Here is a 17,068-nt window from a genome sequence, read left to right as displayed (position 1 = left end):
GGCCGTAGTACATTGTTACGAAGCAGGCAACGCTTATGAGGTTGAATTTGTAACTCCCCAGGGTAAAACAGTTGCACTTCTTACACTAAATCAGAGAGATATTCGCCTGATGGGTGACAGTGAAATTTTGCATGTTCGCGATATGGCAACATCCTAAAATGGATCTGACAATGAACAAAACCGAAATAGTGAACACACTAAAGGCATTGAAACCCGATCTTCTCCAACACAAAGTGCGAGAAATTGGTTTATTTGGATCTTTTGCGAGAGATGAACAGCAAAATACCAGTGATATAGATGTCTTGATAGATTTTGACGATGATGCCAGCTTATTTGATCTGATCAGAGTCGGAGATTTTTTGGAGACAAAGCTTCATCGCAAGGTAGATGTTGTCCCCAAGGAGTCACTTCGAGAGGAAATTCGAGACGCGGTTCTGAAAGAAATGATTGTGTTGTGAAGACATTCCCAACGCCCAAACCACATCTTCAGCAACTTTTAGATGATATAACCCAAAACAAATTGCAATAGAAAGGCAAACTATGGATCTGACGACACAACCGCCTCGCCGGCCGACCAATACTTCGATGCTCGGTATTGTCTCACTTGCGCGTTTGACCGACAAAGCGCGGGCGCACCGGGCAAATACGATTGGCGATCATCTCTATGGCGAGAACTCGGGGTTGGACAAGATAGTACTCGATTTTCTCGGCGTCTCGCACGATGATTTTGCCGATGCAGCCCAGCGCATGAACGACGATGAATTATGCGATTGGTTGCGCGAGAATTACCCTAAAACTGAAGACGAGGTTCAGGCGTACAACAACGAGCTTCTCACCTGGGAACCCTTTGATGATGCGAGTCGCCAGCGCTTAAAAGATCGCCTTGAAAAATTCAATGCCGATCCCGATAAGGTGAAAACGATGCTCCAATCGATGGAACTCGACGACTGGGGGTGTTTTCGGGATACCGATTTGACCCAACATCCACCGCGCTCGCCGTATAACAGCGATGTCGCTGGCATTTACGGCGGATCGCGTATGGGCGATAAAGCACGCGCGGCAAAGGCGGGCAAGCTCAACGATTATATCTACGATTGTCCCATTGATCAAGCCATTCTCGAGTTTCTCAATATATCCGCCGAAGATTTTCAGGATGCGGCCTATCACAATGTCAACGATATCGAACTCGGGGATTGGGTGCTCGAACACACGGATCGCACTCAGGATGAAATCTCGCGCCTGAACGAGGCTCTCTCTCAGAAGGGGCCCGAGAATGACGAGCAAGTGGCGATTTTCAACATAACGCTCGAGCGCGTGGCACCCGGTCGCACCGATGTCACCACATGGTTTGACCTGCTTGACCTCGACGATGCACACGCCTACGACCTATAATAATGCCCGAACCCGTTGAACTTCCGATTGATGGCGAACTCGATCTGCACCACTTTCATCCGGATGATGTCAAAACACTTGTGCCCGATTATCTCGATGAATGCAAATTGCACGGTATTTCCGATGTGCGTATTATTCATGGCAAGGGCACGGGTGTTCTCCGCGAAATCGTCCACACCATTTTAAAACGCCGGCCCGATGTCATCGCATATCATCTCACCGATCACAACTGGGGTTCGACCTCTGTTGTTCTCAACCTGAAGACGCAATCGTGACGCCCAATTTAGAACTCGTCGAATATATCCAAAATGCCGAGCGCATTCTTATCTTCACTGGCGCAGGTGTTTCCACCGCCAGTGGCATACCCGACTTTCGCGGTCCCGATGGCGTGTGGAAAACCCGACGGCCGGTTTATTATCGGGATTTTATGACTTCTGAAGAGGCGCGTATTGAAGCGTGGGATCAAAAACTCGAGGGTTGGGCAGCCTTTGAAAATGCCCGTCCCAATACCGTTCACGAGGCTGTTGTGAAGCTCGAGCGCTCGGACAAAATAGAATGCGTTATCACGCAAAATATCGATGGCCTGCATACCCGGGCTGGTACTTCTCCTGAACGCTTGATCGAATTGCACGGGACGAATGCGGAAGCCGAATGCCAGACCTGCGGCAAACGCAGCGATCCCGAACGCCACTACGCGGCCTTTCGTCGCACAAAAAAACCTCCCATGTGCGAATGCGGGGGTTATCTCAAATCCGCCACCATCAGCTTTGGTCAACTGCTCATTGAAGCGGACTTGCACCAAGCAGCAAAAGCAGCAGCCAATGCCGACCTGGCGATATCTCTGGGTTCTACTCTATCCGTCTATCCCGCCGCGAGCTTTCCATTGATGGCAGCAGAACGCGGTGCGCCCTATGTTATTATCAATAAGGGCAAAACGGATCACGACAGTTATGCAGATCTCGCATTGCGCCTGGAAGGCGATGTAACAGAAATTTTTCCATTGGCTGTAGTAGAGGCACTTAAGCCTGTCCTGTAAAGGGCAGGCGTTTCAAGTCTTACCGATTTATGCTCACTTCCGACCTTTTACTCGTGCGCCGTCGCGGGCCTTATATCGAGCCTCGCTATGTGGATACTGCAGCGCCCAATATTATCGGGCTGGCAGAGGATATTATCGATATTTTCACCGATCACCAGGGCAAGTCGCGCGGTGAATTACACAGTGCTCTGGACATGCGTGCGGCCGAAGCAACGGATTATCGCGTTCAACGCGGTCTGACGAAATTGCTCGAAGACGATCGCTGTGAGTTTCGCATTGACAGTATTGTCGAACCCGAAGAAGTTCGCACACAGGTTTTTGGCCTCGGCCGAGAGAATCACCCCATTGTCCGCGAACCCGATCTTCTCTATCCCGTCACGCGCGAACACATTCTCGACCAGGTCGCGCTCAAATATCAGACCTCGGCGGAAAATATCGCGCATAGCCTCTACGCAGACCTTCCCGTCAATCACTATCTCGATCGCTTTGACGCGCCCGATCCCGCGTGGTTGCTCAACCGCTACAATGTCGCACTCGCGCAGGCTATGTTCTATCGCTGCACGCGCATGCGACTCTCGGTGCATCGCAACTTGCCCGTGCGCTACAAACAACTCTTTAAGTTTATCAAATTTTATCGCTTGATTCACGATATCCGCGGCGACCGGGATGCGGGATACGAAATTGTCCTCGACGGTCCCGTAAGCCTGTTTCGCCTCTCGCAAAAATACGGTATTCAGATGGCTGTTTTTCTGCCTGCGTTGCTCTTGTGTACCCGCTGGAAAATGGAAGCGACGGTCAAACTCAAAGATGGCCGCGAAGGCGATTTTGTTCTGGATGACAACCACAATTTGATTTCGCATTACAAAGACCAGACCATGTATGATTCTCTTCTCGAAGAGACCTTTGCTACGCGCTTTGAAAAAGCCAGGACCGACTGGGAACTCGAACGCGAAACAGAAATTGTGAATCTCAAGAATACGGTCTTCATTCCCGATTTTGCATTCCGCCATCCCGATGGTCGTACGGCACTGCTCGAGATCGTCGGTTTCTGGCATCCCGATTATCTGAGGCGCAAACTCGACAAACTCCGCCGCGCTAATCGCAAAGACCTCGTCGTCGCTGTTTCCCGCGATCTCAATGTCGAGGAAGAAGATTTCGAGGATGTGCCCGGGCATGTTTTCTTTTTTAAAACCCGAATCCAACCCCAGGATGTCGCCCGACGCCTCGATCAAATTCGCATGGAAGACTGCGTAAATGATTGAATATTGATAATGAAACCTTTATGCTTTTCACAGCATCAAAAAATAGATAAATTATCCAATCTGCAAAATTCACGACACGGTTCACTTTCAAAGGAGTGCATTATGCGTAGATTATTCGCCCTTACACTTTTTGCTCTTACACTGATAGCTTCGCCTGTCTTCGCCGGGTTTACGCGCGTTAATGCGCCCAATCCCGACGATCCGATGAATGTACACATTTATAAACTCGACAATGGCCTCACCGTTTATCTCACTGAAAACCACGAGGAACCGCGTTTTTATGCCGAAATCCCCGTACGTGCGGGAAGCAAACAAGATCCCGCCGAATCTACGGGTCTGGCACATTATTTGGAACATATGCTTTTTAAGGGCACGCAACATATCGGGACATTGGATTATAAAAAAGAAAAAATGCACATTGACCGCATTATTGCGCTCTACGAAGATCATTTCAGTGAAACCGATCCCGAAAAACGCAAGGCCATTTACGCAGAGATCAACAAAGCATCTCAACAGGCCGCACAATACGCTATACCCAACGAGCTGGACAAACTTTACAAAGCTATGGGCGAGAGTGGTTTGAATGCACACACCTGGCACGAAGAAACCGTGTACAAAGTGGGGTTGCCCAGCAATTATCTCAAACACTGGGCAAAAATTGAGTCTGAACGGTTTCAAAATCCCGTGTTTCGCCTGTTTCAACCCGAACTCGAAGTGGTATATGAGGAAAAGAATCGCACTTTGGACAACAAAGGCTGGCTCATCAGCGAGGCTGTGAACAAACATCTGTACAAAAATCATCCCTACGGCCAGCAAACCACGATTGGCGAGGTGGAGCATCTCAAAAATCCCTCGCTCAAAAATATGTACCAATTTTACGACACTTATTACGTGCCCAACAATATGGCGATTTGTATTTCGGGCGATATTGACATCGACGCGACGATTAAACTGATTGACGAACATTTCTCAGCATGGAAAGCCAAAGATATTCCCGCGCTCCCGACATGGGAAGAACCACCCCTTAAAGGCGCCGAGCGCGTCACAGTCAAATTTCAGGGCGAAGAATACGTACTTCTGGCGTTTCGCACGAATCATCGCAATCACAAAGATGCCGAGGCACTGAAGCTGATTGATATGATTCTGGACAATCGCACTGCGGGGCTTGTCAATCTCAATCTCGTGCAGCAGCAGAAAGTACGACGCGCGGGAAGTTATCCCTATTTACACAATGACTACGGCACGCAATATCTTTGGGGTATTCCAAAAAGAGATCAAACACTCGCCGAAGTTGAGCAACTGCTGCTGGATCAAATTGCCATGATCAAACGCGGAGAATTTGACGAAAGCCTGTTGTCTGCGATTGTCACGGATTTTAAAAAGAATCAAAAGCGGGGTTTGGAATCCAATCGCAGCCGGGTCAGACAAATGACCAGTGCATTTCTGGGATTTGCTGAATGGGATCAAGAGGTTGCTGAAATTGCCCGTATGGAAAAAATCACGCGAGAAGATGTTATTCGCATAGCCAATCATTATTTTGGCGAAGACTATGTTGCGGGGTATCGCATTGACGAACAACACGAATTGCCCAAGATCGAGAAGCCCAAAATCGACAAGATTGATATCGATCCGACCCGTCAATCCGAATTTGCAAAAGATGTGCTGGCTATGTCTGCCGATGAGCTTTCTCCCGTTTTTGTCACCGATAAAGACTATACCATTGCACAGGTGCGGGATGGTGTAAAACTCTACTATGTGAAAAATCCGGTTAACGATCTCTTCACGTTCACGCTCAGCGTGGATATGGGGACGTATCAGGATAATCGACTCAGCACGGCCAGATCACTCCTGGACAAATCTGGTGCTGGCGATCTGTCTCCCGATGCGCTGAAGAAAGAATGGTACAAACTGGGTACGGATTTCAATATTGGCGTGTCAGATAATGAGACCAATATCAGTATTTCCGGCATAGATGAAAATTTTGCGGCATCTCTTTCGTTGATGATGAAGTATATCCAGAACCCGACTGCTGATCAGGCCACGCTCGATGAACTCGTCAATCTCATCTTCGCGCAACGCGAAGATCAAAAGAAAGACCCTCGATCTCTGCGCAATGCCCTGCGTTTCTACAGTCGTTATGGCGACAATTCGTCGTACAAACGCCGCATTTCTTCTGAGGCATTGCAAAAGCTCACGGTTGCAGAATTACACGGTTTGATATCCAGCCTGCCGACCTATGAACATGTCCTGATTTACGGAGGTTCCAGGCCGCTGAATGAGGTTCTTGCGACGATCAAAAAGCATTTTCCCAACAGTGGTGACTTAAAAACACCCCCTGCTTATGAACGTCTCGTAGTTCACGCGCCAGACAAAACCGAAATCCGATTCTTTCACAAAGAAACAGCGCAGTCTCAGGTCTTTGTCGAGTCTGGAGGCGTAGTGTTCGATGCTGCACTCCGTCCGGCTATTGATCTCTACAATGATTATTTTGCCGGGGGTATGTCGGGTATTGTTTTTCAGGAATTGCGCGAAGCCCGCGCACTGGCGTATTCTACATTTGCGCGGTATGACCTCGGCGATCGCAGCAATGATCAGAATGTCATGTGGGGATATATTGGCTGCCAGGTGGACAAAACCTCGGAGGCTGTTGCAGCGCTGGTCGAGTTGATTGATGATTTGCCCGAATCTCCCGAGCGTTTTTCAGAAGCCAAAAATTCTGTGGTCAATCGCTATCGCGTCGCCAAGATCAAATACCGCGAGTTGCCCGGCGTGTTGCGTATTTGGGAACGCCGCAACCAGACGCCCGATCCGAGAAAAGAGCGGTTCGGTCACATTCTCCAGGCCGAGATGCCGAGTGTGCTCGATTTCCACAAGCAACATATTGCCAAACGCCCCAAGCTCATTTCTATTATGGGCGACACGACCAAATTTGATCTCAATAGTCTGAGTAATCTCGGCACGATTACGCCTGTGACGCTGGATGATTTGTTTGAGGATTAGCCCAAAGGATTTATAGATGAAGATCACCAGGGTAAAAACATATCATTTGCGATATCCCTTGCGAGAGAAGATCGCGATTTCGAGGGGATGGTCCACGAGCCGTCAGGCGCAAGTTGTGGAGATTGCTACAGATAATGGCCTGGTTGGGTGGGGTGAGGGGACAGGCGAAGTCCATCGATCTGCGATTGACGCGCATATTATAGGGCGCAGTCCGTTTGATTGTGGTGCGATCTATCAGGCGTTGTCCGATGATGGGGTAAGTCCGCAGGCGATCAGTGGGATAGATATTGCGCTGTGGGATTTGATGGGCAAGGCGCTCGAGATGCCTGTGTATCAATTGTTGGGCGGGAAGGTGAGAGACAAGATTCCCGCGTATGCCACCGGGTTATTTCGCATAGACCGCCCCGATGTGACACAGGCACTCGTCGATGAGGCAAAAGGGTATGTCGATATGGGTTTTTCGGCGATGAAAATGAAGATCGGATTTGGCGCGGCTTACGATGTAAAAAATGTAACGGCAATTCGGCAGGCAATAGGTCCCGATGTGTTGTTTGCTGTGGATGCCAACTGCGGGTATGATGTGGGTACGGCTATTGATGTGGGGCTCAAGATCGCACACAATGATTTGTTCTGGTATGAAGAGCCGATACCAACGGATGATGTGCGCGGGTATTTACAGGTGAAGGACGCGTTGCCTATACGCATTGCGGGCGCTGAGGGGCTGGCCGGACGTTGGGCGTTCCGCGAGTTGATTCAGCAGCGGGCGCTGGATATTGTGCAGCCCGATATCAGCATTGCAGGTGGGTTTAGCGAATGTCGCAGTATTGCGGCGATGGCGAGTGCAAATTATGTGCGGGTTTTGCCGCATATGTGGGGCAGTCATATTCGGCTGGCGGCGACTGTCCACTGGCAGGCTACTATTCCAGATGCGCCGGATGCGTTGAACCCCATTCCGTCTCTGTTTGAATACGATATGACAGAAAATGAGTTGCGGACGGAGTTGGCTGTAAATCCGATCCAGGCCGTGGATGGGGAAGTGCCCGTGCCCGATGCGCCGGGATTGGGTATTGAGATTGATCGAGATGTGCTGGAAAAATACGCTGTTTGAGTAGGCGTTCGGTAACAATAAACACAAGGAACAGAGATGAAAATTCACGAATATCAGGCTAAAGAAGTTCTCAGGGCCTTTGGTGTGCCTGTGCCAAATGGTGCGGTTGCTCGCACGCCCGAAGAGGCCGAAGCTATTGCCAAAGACCTCGGTGGGGCAGTGGTCGTCAAGGCGCAGATCCACGCGGGTGGTCGCGGCAAAGGGGGCGGTATTAAACTCGCAGCCGATCCTGCCGAAGCCAGAGAAGTGGCATCCGAAATTATTGGCATGCAACTCGTTACTCCGCAAACGGGTTCTGAGGGGCAAAAGGTCAAATCCGTTTGGGTGGAAAATGCGACGGATATTGACCGCGAATTGTACCTGGGCATTGTGCTGGACCGCGCGCAGTCGCGTCTGGTCGTTATGGCTTCCAGTGAGGGTGGGATGGATATTGAAGAGGTGGCTGCGACGACGCCAGAAAAAATTCTCAAAGAGGTCGTTCATCCCGGCGTTGGTCTCCAGCCTTTTCAGGCGCGGCATCTCGCACTCGGTCTGGGGCTTGAAGGCGATCAACTCAAACAGGGGGTCGTTTTTATAACTGCTCTTTACAAAGCATATATAGAGACCGATTGTTCACTCGCAGAAATCAATCCTCTCGTTGTGTCCAAAAGTGGTGAGGTTCTGGCTCTGGATGCCAAGATGAACTTTGATGATAGTGCGATGTATCGCCATTCGGATATCTATGAATTGCGCGATGTTGACGAGGAAGACCCGCTTGAGGTCGAGGCTTCAAAATACGATCTCAATTATATCAAACTCGACGGTGAAGTCGGCTGTATGGTCAATGGCGCAGGTCTGGCGATGGCTACGATGGATATTGTCAAATACGCGGGGTCGTCACCGGCAAATTTTCTCGATGTTGGTGGGGGTACCAATGTCGAGCGCGTCAAGAATGCGATGCGTATTCTCACGTCCGACGAAGCTGTCAAAGCTGTGCTGATCAATATTTTTGGCGGCATTGTGCGCTGTGACCGCGTGGCAGAAGGCGTTGTTGCCGCGCTTGAAGATATCGAGATCAATGTACCGCTGGTGGTGCGATTGCAGGGGACGAATGCCGAGGAAGGTGCGCAAATTCTCGAAAATTCAGGTCTTGAATTTACCGTTGCCCGAAAGCTCAAGGAAGCCGCCGAGGCTGTTGTTGCGGCGGTTCAAAATGCCGCATAGACCCGGGGCAGGGCGTAAAATGAAAAGGAGCGCATGATGACAGGGCGCTCCTTTTCGTTGTGACTTATGTTGACAATATGGCAATAATTCAGACAATATGGCAAATTTTTCAAAATTGTATAAATCTCGAAATAAAAATAAACAGTTATTTTATATTAAATTACAAATTTTCAGCCTTTCTGGTATATTTATTGCTTTATAAAACGGCTGTACATTCCACCAATCCAAATCAGAGGATCTCTTATGCCGACTTATGAATATGCGTGTACTGCATGCGAGCACGAATTTGAAGCTTTTCACTCCATCACCGCCGATCCCATTCGCCTGTGTCCCGAATGCGGCGAGCAAAAAGTTGAGCGTCTCATCAGCGGCGGTGCAGGTCTGATCTTTAAGGGATCGGGCTTTTATATCACAGATTATCGAAGTGATGGATACAAGGAAGCAGCTAAAAAAGATAAAGAAGCATCTAAAGAAAAGAAATCTGATAAGAAAAAATCAGAGACCAAAAAGACTTCTGAGTCAAAGAATTCAGACTCTAAAGCAGCGTAAAAACAGAAATTATATTCTATCATATCCCGTGCTCTGACATGGGAGCCAAATAAGGAGAATTTTGCAATGAGCACAGTAATAGGCATTGATCTGGGAACGACCAATTCTTGTGTCGCTGTGATGGAAGGCGGCGACCCGGTTGTTGTTCCAAATTCAGAAGGGGGGCGCACGACGCCCTCTGTCGTTGCATTCGCACAAGATGGGGAGCGCCTCATTGGTGAGGTTGCCAAACGGCAGGCTGTGACCAATCCGGCCAAGACTATTTATTCTATCAAGCGGTTTATGGGTCGCCGCCGCGAAGAGGTGAGCACTGAAATTTCCGAAGTGCCCTACACGGTTACGAGTGACGCCAATGGGCTGGCGTCTGTACAGCTCGACGACAAGACATATACCCCGCCCGAGATTTCGGCGATGGTGCTTCAAAAGATGAAGCAAACCGCTGAGGATTATCTCGGTGAAACCATCACGCAGGCTGTCGTCACGGTTCCCGCATATTTTAACGATGCACAGCGACAGGCTACCAAAGATGCCGGCAAAATTGCTGGCCTCGATGTGTTGCGCATTGTCAATGAACCCACGGCTGCATCACTGGCTTATGGGCTGGACAAAAAGAGCGATGAAAAAATCGCGGTTTTCGATCTCGGTGGCGGCACATTTGACATTTCCATTCTCGAACTGGGCGATGGCGTTTTTGAAGTCAAATCCACCAATGGCGATACCCATTTGGGTGGCGATGACTTTGATCAGCGCGTTATTGATTTTCTGGCTGAGGAATTTTTAAAAGAAAATAGCGTGGATTTGCGCCAGGATCCCATGGCTTTGCAACGCTTGAAAGAAGCGGCAGAAAAAGCCAAGTGCGAACTATCGACTTCCGCATCTACCGATATCAATCTGCCGTTTATCACGGCCGATGCATCTGGACCCAAGCATCTCAATGTCAACCTGTCACGCGCGCGATTTGAGCAACTTGTCGATGATCTCGTCCATCGCACAAAAGGGCCTTGTGAACAGGCTATTCGGGATGCCGGTCTTTCGGCTTCTGATATTGATGAGGTGATTCTGGTGGGCGGTTCAACGCGCATCCCCAAAGTACAGGAAATTGTGCAGGAAGTTTTTGGCAAAGAGCCTAACAGGGGGGTAAATCCCGATGAAGTTGTCGCCATTGGTGCGGCTATTCAAGCGGGTGTGCTCTCTGGGGATGTGACCGATGTGCTGTTGCTCGATGTGACGCCGCTCTCGCTGGGTATTGAAACGCTCGGCGGCGTGATGACGCGCCTTATTGATCGCAACACCACAATTCCATCGAAAAAGGCCGAAGTGTTTTCAACTGCTGCCGACAGTCAGCCCTCAGTGGAAATTCACGTCTTGCAGGGCGAGCGCGATATGTCAGTAGATAATCGCACCATTGGTCGGTTCCATCTCGATGGTATTCCACCTGCGCCGCGCGGTGTGCCGCAAATTGAGGTTACATTTGACATCGATGCAAATGGCATTCTCAATGTTTCGGCTAAAGACAAGGGTACGGGCAAAGAGCAAAATATTCGCATCGAGGCCTCGTCGGGATTATCAGATGCGGAGATTGATAAAATGGTCAATGACGCACAGGCGAATGCCGCCGAAGATAAGCAGAAACGCGAGGCTGTGGAAATCAAAAATGCAGCTGAGCAGCAGGTGCATCAGACCGAAAAACAGATTGAAGAGATGGGTGACAAGGTCAGCGCTGAGACGAAGGCCAAAGTGACAGAGGCTGTTGACAAGGTCAAAGATGCTCTCAAAGGGGACAATGTCGATGCGATTAAATCGGCGAATGAGAATCTCACCCAGGTCTGGCATCAGGTTGCGAGTGAACTCTATCAACAAGCTGCAGCGGAAGAGGGACCTCAGGGGGCGCCAGGAGAACCGCCACCAGGTGGCGCAGAAGGTCCCAAACAGAGCGACGATGGGACTGTTGATGCTGAATATGAAGTTGTGGATGATAAAAAGAAGTAAAGGTTGGATATCACAATAAAACGCCGAGGGCAAAAGTCCTCGGCGTTTTTGTTTGAGCAGGGGAGTGCTATTCACGATGCTTTTTCAATTGTCACGCGAATCGCACTCAGAGGTTTGATAAATCGGAATCTGACGGTTTTGCTGCGTGTGTCAAACCCACCTGTGCCAACATCCTGGCTCGACAATTCCCGCAAGAAATTTGCGACCCAGACTGTGTCGCGTTGCCATTGCGGTACGGCATTTCGGATAAACAAGCGCACGAGGTCTGCATTGCGGTTCAAGTCGGCATCTGATATATCGAGTACGGTTACCATAATTTCGGATCGCAACAAATCGGCTTCTGGACCCCAGAATTCCAGGACGACTTGTCCGCTGCCCGTTGCACCAAAGTGGCGTGGCTGACCTTCGAGGGGATCTACTTCTTCCAGTATCAGATCACCGGGCATTCCCTCGATCATGCCATCAATGGATAGGGCGCCGGGAGACGGTTGCGTTGCTTGTGTTTCTTGTGTCGCTTGCGGTTCAGTTGCAGGCTGAGTTGGGCGTGCTATAGGCCGCTTTTTTCGCGTACCGGAACGACGCGCGAGGTCTTTTTGCAAAGCTGCACGCACGGCTGCGGCGTCTCCGACATAATTGCCATGTACCCATCCCTCAGTTTTTCCATCTGTGCGTACACGTAACCAGGGATTGGCTCTTTCAAAAATCTCCAGTTCGCGACCGCGCTGCAAGCGCTCAACGACCTGCGATTTTGTCGTTGGCTTTTCGCGCAGATTCAGAATTGCGACGGTGACATAGACTGTTTCTTTCGGTAATAGATAATCACAACCGCTTAAACTCGCCATGAGTACACAAAAAAGGCCGACAAAAAATCGGTCGGCCAAAAACTTAGACCTCACCATCAATCATCCCTCCTCAAAACCCTTGTAGATATTTTTTCTGGATTGAAAATATCGGAAATGCGATTATGGTCAAGGATTAAATTCTACTTTAATCCAAATACGTCATTTGTGAGGTTTGAGGCCACTTGCATTGTTCGGGGGCATTTGTCGCGCTTGCCCATTCCCGAATGACTTCCAGATCCCTTCTTTTTTCCTGCATTTTTTTCGCAACCCACTCAGGATCCCAGCCATCCAGTACTTTTGCTGTCAGTTCTTGCCGAATCGCCTGACATTCGCTGTCGTCCGCCCGATTGTACAATTCCTCTGGATCTTCGGATAGATTGAATAATTGCGGATCATAGCCGTGATAGTAAATCAGTTTCCAATCGCCCTGTCGAATCATGCGCTGGTAATGGCCTTCGTAGATACAGTATTCCGAAAAGGCAATGTCTTCCCATGTATCCACTTCACCGCGCAGCAATGACAACAGGCTGCGCCCGCGCGAATGGGGCAATTCGGGTGCGCCCAATGCGTCGAGCATGGTCGCATTTAAGTCCAATGCGCTGACGACGCGGTTATTGACCTGTCCCTTGGGCAGTGCATCGGGCCAGGAAATAATTGCCGGTACTCGAACGGATTCTTCGTAAAATGTTCGCTTCATCCACAATGCTTTTTCACCCACATGTTCGCCGTGGTCTGATGAATATACGATCATTGTGTTCTGTGTAAATCCATTCTTTTCTAATGCCTCCAAAAGTTGTCCGATCATGCGATCCATCGCCGTGACCAGTGCCCAGTAAGCTGCGCGAGCGCGCGTGGTGTCGGCATCGTCAATTTCTAAGAAACGGTTCCGGTTTCGCCACCATTCAAAAAAGGGATGCGACTCATCGCCTGTGGGTTTTGGATGTTTTGGTGGTGTAATCACGTCGATGTACTGGTCGTAATCCGCTTTTCGCGCAATATAAGGCGAGTGTGGTAACATATATCCCACATGCATACAAAAGGGGGTATCCGTTTGTCCGCTGCGTTTTCTTATGCCTTCTCGATTGATAAAATCAACTGCTGACGCTGTCACATCTTCATCGTGTACTTCGTAACTGCTCTGGCCCGCACCTGATTTTTGAACCGATTGGATTAAGTTGCTGGGGGCATCGCCTGTGCCCGGGTAATTCGAAGAATGATCTCCAACGGGACGATCCACATACCCGTGCAGTTGATCTGTGCCCAGGGCGTGCATGCGGCCTATGAGCACGGGGTGGTAGCCCGCCGCGCCCATTGCATGCGCGAGGGTTGGTCGTCCCGAATCCAGGATGTGATGGTTTGTCCATACTTCATTCTCATAAGGATACCTTCCCGTTAACATCGACATCCGCGATGGCGTGCATACAGGCGATGGACAATAGGCATTGTTAAATCTCACACCCTGTGCAGCGAGTGCATCCAGATGGGGTGTTTGAACGAGGGAATCGCCATAACAGCCGAGCACTTTTGGGCTGTGCTGGTCTGAGTGGATGTAGAGCAAGTTTGGTCGGGTCATGTTTGAGTCCTTTCACTGGTACACAGAAGGCAGGCAGCGGTTGCCCGTGCCTGCCATTATTTTCTCAATTAAGAGTGAGACAGCTATTTCTCACTTGCAGCCACTGTATTTACCAATCGGCCGATGCCCGAGATCTCAATTTCCACCGTGTCGCCTGGTTGCATATAGGTTCCCGTTGTATCGCCCACACCCGAAATTGTGCCTGTGCTGATCAGGTCGCCCGGTTCGAGTGTGATGATTGCCGAGATGTATTCGATAATTTTATCTACGGGATACAACATTTGTCCCGTGTTGTTGTGTTGCTTGCGGTCGCCATTCACATACGTGCTGATGTCGAGGGTGTGTGGATCTGTAATTTCGTCTGAGGTTACAATCCACGGTCCCTGGGGTGCAAAGGTGTCCAGCCATTTGCCGTTTAACCAGTCAAACCATTCATCTCTTGGTCGGCTATCCGTGCGCTTTTTGATTTGCAACATGCGCTCTGAGACATCGTTCATGACGGTATAACCCGCGACATAATCCAGCGCGTCTTCTGCCTGTACGCCTTTTGCTTCTCGGCCTATTACGACGGCCAATTCGCCTTCCCAATCTACGCCTCTTGCGATGGGGGGGATCAAAATTTGATCGCCCGGTCCAATTACTGTCGATGTTGGGGGCTTCATAAATACGCGCGGCGTTTCCTTGTCCTGAATTTGCATCTTGGTCGTGCCGCTTTCTTCAATGTGATCCTGATAATTCCCCGCCAGGCAGAATAATTTGCGTGGATTGGGGATTGGTGCGCTCAATTTGACGTCGCTGACGGCAAAGCTGGTCTCGCCATCCGGTGTGCCATTCAAACGCTTTTCAGCATCAGCCGCCGCCTGTTGTGCCGCAGACCGTCCTTCTGCTCCGGCTTCGAGAAGGGTCAGCATATCCGTGAAAAAGGGAGGGTTTTCCGATTGGGCTAATGCGCTGTCTGCTGCGGCGAGATCGACGATAATCGAATCATTTGCGACGACTGCGCCAATGGATTCTGCACCGCCGACTGAATAAGTTGCGAGTTTCATGTTTTCTCCTTGTGCGAATGCTCAATGACTGGTAAACGACAGTGGAAATGTCGGTTCTTGTGCCTGCTTTTGCGTGGGGGTTTCAATCTTTTGATGATAATATTCTTCGACGAATTGCGCCAGATTTTTGCTCGCCTCTTCAAAGACTATTTTGCCCTTTTCTGCGGTTGCCTTTTCCGCCTCGCCCATCACGCCAGAATCTGTATATTGACTCGTCCATTCAATGATTCCCACAGGTCCTCTGCTGAACAGATCGGTCCAGACAAATTTGGATCCTCGCTTGTTGGTCCTGGCGATTTCGCTCTTGATTTTATCCTTGCGTACGCTTTCTGGAGACAAATGGAGCAACATGGATGTTTCCAATTCGCCCGCATGCGAACATCCGCCGGGAAATACGCTCTCGCGCCATTCTTTGTCAAAGTCCGGATCGACCTTGAGCAATTGCCACCACGAGCAGAAAGCACAACTCGCGTCTGTTTCTACGATTGTGCGCCGGGCGACCATTTCGACCAGGTTGTGGTTGGAACCGTGTCCGTTGACGAGGATCATTTTTTTAAAGCCGTGATAGGCAAGGCTTTTGCAGATGTCCAGCAGGTACTGAATGAAGTGTTCGTAGTGTATATTCAGCGAGCCGGGAAAATCCATGACGTGGTGTACATAGCCATAACTCACGGGCGGTAGCACCAGGCTGTATTCCGGTTTTAAGCGCGCGCCTTCGGTCGCCACGGCATTGGCACATAGATGATCGACTTTCAGGGGTAAGTGATGCCCGTGTTGTTCGACCGCGCCGGTTGGAATAATCGGAATTTTTCCCATTTCCACCGCTTCGTTCACTTCGGGCCAGGTCAGTTCGTCAAATTTGTAGATATCTTTTACAGAGGCCATTTTTTTACCTTTCTAAGTGGTCACATGAGACATCGCCGCCACTATGGGCGGGCACAGGGGCACCGCCCCTACATTACCCGGAACTCGGCAACCACGTCTTCATCCAGATCCACGCCCAGTCCGGGTTGATCTGTCAGATGTAAGGCGCCATTTCGAAATACCATATCGTGTTGGGCCAGCTTTTGTGCCAGGGGAGATGGCGCTCGCGTATATTCTGTCAGCGGTTGTTCGCTCGCTGCGGCCCATTGGGCAGATGCTGCCAACAAGACGCCAGTGCCAAATGCGTGAGGCACGGCACGTGCCCCCGTCTCGTTCGCCAATTTTTCAATTGCCAGGCCGCCGGTAATCCCGCCTACGCGCCCCAGGTCGGGTTGTACAAAGTGGAGTTTGCCATTGTGCAACAAGTCGGCGTATTCGCTTACCAGAGTCATTGCTTCGCCTCCTGCAATTGGGATGGACGACCTCGTTGAGAGTTCGCCGTATCCCTGCACGTCAAATGGATGCAATGGCTCCTCGAGCCAGAATACATTGTATTTTTCAAATCGCGCCACGCGCTCCAACGCGGTTTCCGCATCCCACGCGCGACCGGCATCTACCATCAAATTTACATCTGGTCCCAAAGCCTCTCGTGCCGCTGCGACCAGTGCCTCGTCCAAATCTGCATCTGGTCCCATTGGCGCCCAGCCGTATTTTACAGACTGATAGCCCTGTGCCAAAAATGCGCTCGCGGATTCCTGTACCAATTCCGGACACTCGGGCCACAGGACACTCGCATAGACAGGCACTGCATCTGCCGCATCTTCTCGCAACAGCTTGCGCACGGCTTTGCCTTCGGCTTTGCCCCAAATATCCCACAGTGCCATGTCAATGCCACTCATGGCCTGTCGCGCCACGCCGCCTGGACCATACCATGATACGCCTTCGATCATGGCGTTGTGAATTGCGTCAAAATCCAGCGCGTCCATGCCGGTTATAATCGCTGATAGGCCATGGCGAAATGGCGCAGAGCGCGGTGCTTCAATTACGGCTTTGGCTACATAGGAACACGATACGACTTCACCCAATCCCGTTATGCCCTCATCGGTATGCACTCGCACGATCAGGCAGTCCTGAGTTCCATCTGCTGCCTCTACAACTTCTGGCAACCGCAGGTGAATGGCTTCAATATGGGTAATTTTCATTT

16 protein-coding genes are annotated in these 17,068 nt (G+C 50.3%); 11 read left to right on the top strand and 5 right to left on the bottom strand.

Annotated elements, in window-relative coordinates; genetic code table 11:
• From OXG87_06470 to dnaK, 11 genes are all read left to right on the top strand, one after another.
• The coding region (locus OXG87_06470) for a DUF4926 domain-containing protein (protein MCY3869184.1) at nucleotides 1-157 on the top strand (157 nt) is incomplete at its 5' end.
• A 13-nt stretch (nucleotides 158-170) separates the two neighbouring features.
• A complete protein-coding gene (locus OXG87_06465) occupies nucleotides 171-458 on the top strand; it encodes a nucleotidyltransferase family protein (protein MCY3869183.1) in 288 nt (95 codons plus the stop codon).
• A gap of 82 nt (nucleotides 459-540) precedes the next feature.
• On the top strand, nucleotides 541-1,392 hold the full coding sequence (locus OXG87_06460) for a DUF5069 domain-containing protein (protein ID MCY3869182.1): 852 nt from the start codon (nucleotides 541-543) through the stop codon (nucleotides 1,390-1,392).
• A gap of 2 nt (nucleotides 1,393-1,394) precedes the next feature.
• A complete protein-coding gene (locus OXG87_06455; GenBank protein MCY3869181.1) occupies nucleotides 1,395-1,667 on the top strand; it encodes a Smr/MutS family protein in 273 nt (90 codons plus the stop codon).
• Entirely contained in the window at nucleotides 1,664-2,428 is a 765-nt protein-coding gene (locus OXG87_06450; protein MCY3869180.1) for a Sir2 family NAD-dependent protein deacetylase, read from the top strand. The genes OXG87_06455 and OXG87_06450 overlap by 4 nt, the downstream gene beginning before the upstream one ends.
• Before the next feature lie 29 nt (nucleotides 2,429-2,457).
• Nucleotides 2,458-3,690, top strand: a complete 1,233-nt coding sequence (locus tag OXG87_06445) for a DUF790 family protein (GenBank protein MCY3869179.1) — start codon at nucleotides 2,458-2,460, stop codon at nucleotides 3,688-3,690.
• Nucleotides 3,691-3,792: 102 nt separating this feature from the next.
• Nucleotides 3,793-6,690, top strand: coding sequence for an insulinase family protein (locus tag OXG87_06440; protein MCY3869178.1), 2,898 nt, complete (start codon nucleotides 3,793-3,795; stop codon nucleotides 6,688-6,690).
• Between the two features lie 16 nt (nucleotides 6,691-6,706).
• Complete coding sequence (locus OXG87_06435) at nucleotides 6,707-7,798, top strand: mandelate racemase/muconate lactonizing enzyme family protein (protein ID MCY3869177.1); 1,092 nt, start codon at nucleotides 6,707-6,709, stop codon at nucleotides 7,796-7,798.
• 36 nt (nucleotides 7,799-7,834) lie between these two features.
• The gene (sucC, locus tag OXG87_06430) at nucleotides 7,835-9,001 is read left to right on the top strand and encodes an ADP-forming succinate--CoA ligase subunit beta (GenBank protein MCY3869176.1); all 1,167 of its coding nucleotides are present in this window, start codon (nucleotides 7,835-7,837) and stop codon (nucleotides 8,999-9,001) included.
• A gap of 243 nt (nucleotides 9,002-9,244) precedes the next feature.
• Nucleotides 9,245-9,550 (top strand): zinc ribbon domain-containing protein, encoded by a 306-nt coding sequence (locus tag OXG87_06425; protein MCY3869175.1) that lies wholly within the window; start codon nucleotides 9,245-9,247, stop codon nucleotides 9,548-9,550.
• A 66-nt stretch (nucleotides 9,551-9,616) separates the two neighbouring features.
• Nucleotides 9,617-11,539 carry a molecular chaperone DnaK gene (gene dnaK / locus OXG87_06420; protein MCY3869174.1) on the top strand — a complete coding sequence of 641 codons (1,923 nt, stop codon included), beginning with the start codon at nucleotides 9,617-9,619 and terminating at the stop codon, nucleotides 11,537-11,539.
• A gap of 71 nt (nucleotides 11,540-11,610) precedes the next feature.
• Here dnaK and OXG87_06415 read toward each other — a convergent pair whose 3' ends face one another.
• From OXG87_06415 to OXG87_06395, 5 genes are all read right to left on the bottom strand, one after another.
• Complete coding sequence (locus OXG87_06415; GenBank protein ID MCY3869173.1) at nucleotides 11,611-12,438, bottom strand: SH3 domain-containing protein; 828 nt, start codon at nucleotides 12,436-12,438, stop codon at nucleotides 11,611-11,613.
• Between the two features lie 88 nt (nucleotides 12,439-12,526).
• On the bottom strand, nucleotides 12,527-13,954 hold the full coding sequence (locus OXG87_06410) for a sulfatase-like hydrolase/transferase (GenBank protein ID MCY3869172.1): 1,428 nt from the start codon (nucleotides 13,952-13,954) through the stop codon (nucleotides 12,527-12,529).
• 83 nt (nucleotides 13,955-14,037) lie between these two features.
• Complete coding sequence (locus OXG87_06405) at nucleotides 14,038-15,000, bottom strand: fumarylacetoacetate hydrolase family protein (GenBank protein MCY3869171.1); 963 nt, start codon at nucleotides 14,998-15,000, stop codon at nucleotides 14,038-14,040.
• Nucleotides 15,001-15,021: 21 nt separating this feature from the next.
• The gene (locus OXG87_06400) at nucleotides 15,022-15,885 is read right to left on the bottom strand and encodes a creatininase family protein (protein ID MCY3869170.1); all 864 of its coding nucleotides are present in this window, start codon (nucleotides 15,883-15,885) and stop codon (nucleotides 15,022-15,024) included.
• 68 nt (nucleotides 15,886-15,953) lie between these two features.
• On the bottom strand, nucleotides 15,954-17,066 hold the full coding sequence (locus OXG87_06395; GenBank protein ID MCY3869169.1) for a mandelate racemase/muconate lactonizing enzyme family protein: 1,113 nt from the start codon (nucleotides 17,064-17,066) through the stop codon (nucleotides 15,954-15,956).
• Nucleotides 17,067-17,068 lie beyond the last annotated feature (2 nt).

Source organism: Gemmatimonadota bacterium, from assembly GCA_026706845.1.
Lineage (GTDB): Bacteria > Latescibacterota > UBA2968 > UBA2968 > UBA2968 > VXRD01.
This window is presented reverse-complemented; position numbering and strand designations above follow the sequence as displayed.

Bases quoted from the DNA above. Each gene is read 5' to 3' on its own strand.
- OXG87_06465 (MCY3869183.1), top strand. From the start codon at position 171: ATGAACAAAACCGAAATAGTGAACACACTAAAGGCATTGAAACCCGAT.
- OXG87_06410 (MCY3869172.1), bottom strand. From the start codon at position 13,954: ATGACCCGACCAAACTTGCTCTACATCCACTCAGACCAGCACAGCCCA.
- OXG87_06395 (MCY3869169.1), bottom strand. From the start codon at position 17,066: ATGAAAATTACCCATATTGAAGCCATTCACCTGCGGTTGCCAGAAGTT.
- OXG87_06425 (MCY3869175.1), top strand. From the start codon at position 9,245: ATGCCGACTTATGAATATGCGTGTACTGCATGCGAGCACGAATTTGAA.
- OXG87_06440 (MCY3869178.1), top strand. From the start codon at position 3,793: ATGCGTAGATTATTCGCCCTTACACTTTTTGCTCTTACACTGATAGCT.
- dnaK (MCY3869174.1), top strand. From the start codon at position 9,617: ATGAGCACAGTAATAGGCATTGATCTGGGAACGACCAATTCTTGTGTC.
- OXG87_06415 (MCY3869173.1), bottom strand. From the start codon at position 12,438: ATGGTGAGGTCTAAGTTTTTGGCCGACCGATTTTTTGTCGGCCTTTTT.
- OXG87_06435 (MCY3869177.1), top strand. From the start codon at position 6,707: ATGAAGATCACCAGGGTAAAAACATATCATTTGCGATATCCCTTGCGA.
- sucC (MCY3869176.1), top strand. From the start codon at position 7,835: ATGAAAATTCACGAATATCAGGCTAAAGAAGTTCTCAGGGCCTTTGGT.
- OXG87_06405 (MCY3869171.1), bottom strand. From the start codon at position 15,000: ATGAAACTCGCAACTTATTCAGTCGGCGGTGCAGAATCCATTGGCGCA.
- OXG87_06455 (MCY3869181.1), top strand. From the start codon at position 1,395: ATGCCCGAACCCGTTGAACTTCCGATTGATGGCGAACTCGATCTGCAC.
- OXG87_06445 (MCY3869179.1), top strand. From the start codon at position 2,458: ATGCTCACTTCCGACCTTTTACTCGTGCGCCGTCGCGGGCCTTATATC.
- OXG87_06460 (MCY3869182.1), top strand. From the start codon at position 541: ATGGATCTGACGACACAACCGCCTCGCCGGCCGACCAATACTTCGATG.
- OXG87_06400 (MCY3869170.1), bottom strand. From the start codon at position 15,885: ATGGCCTCTGTAAAAGATATCTACAAATTTGACGAACTGACCTGGCCC.